This is a genomic window from Bradyrhizobium sp. PRIMUS42 (assembly GCF_023006515.1).
In the GTDB taxonomy this organism is placed as follows: domain Bacteria; phylum Pseudomonadota; class Alphaproteobacteria; order Rhizobiales; family Xanthobacteraceae; genus Bradyrhizobium.
On the sequence record NZ_JALBGZ010001307.1, the window covers coordinates 1 to 891 of the forward strand.

Annotated in this window: 1 protein-coding gene; it reads left to right on the forward strand. The window is 68.7% G+C overall.

The window, feature by feature from the left end:
• The coding region (locus MOV75_RS39915; protein WP_247008345.1) for a caspase family protein at positions 1–891 on the forward strand (891 nt) is incomplete at both ends.

The window sequence follows — 891 nt, forward strand, 5'->3', positions numbered from 1 at the left end:
TGATCGCCCAGACGCTGCAGGCGGCGGGCTTCGACGTGGTCGGCGCGCGCGACCTCGACGGCGACACGCTGCGCAAGAGTTTTCGCGACTTCATCCAGAAGGCCCAGGCCTCGGGGCCGGGCACGGTCGCGATGATCTATCTTGCCGGCTACGGCGTGCAGCTGGCCGGCGAGAACTATTTCATCCCGGTCGATTCCAACATCACCCGCGACACCGACGTTCCGACCGAGGCCTTGCGCATCAGCGATTATGTGCGCCAGCTCGCTTCTATCCCCCTCAAGGCCAACATCGTGGTGCTCGACGCGGCCCGCGCGCAGCCCTTCATCGAGGGCGGCCAGCAGATCGCGAGCGGTCTGGGGCTGGTCGAGCCGGAGCCGAACATGCTGATCGCGTTCAACGCGGCACCCGGCACGGTCGCGCCGGAGGAGGCGGGGCCCTACGGCATCTACGCCCAGTCGCTGGCCGAGATGATCCGCACCGGCGGCCTGCCGCTGCCCGAAGTGTTCGACCGCGTCCGCCTGCGCGTCAACGAGGCCTCGAAGGGTGCGCAAGTGCCCTGGAACGAGCAGAAGATCACAGCCCCGTTTTCGTTCTTCGAGCGAGCGCCCGACGCGCCGCCGCCGGAGACCGCACCCGACCAGGTCGCCGCGATCCGGAGCAAGCCGATCCGCGATCTCGGCGTGCAGGATGCCTATGCCGCCGCGCTCGAGCGCGACACGCTGCCGGCCTATGAGGAGTTTCTCGCGGCCTATCCCGGCGATCCCCTGGCGAAGCGCGTGATGGCGATCGTCGCGGCGCGCCGCGAAGCGATCACCTGGCGGCGTACCTATCGGAACGACACGCCGGAAGCCTATTGGTCGTATCTGCGCCGCTATCCGCGCGGGCCGCATG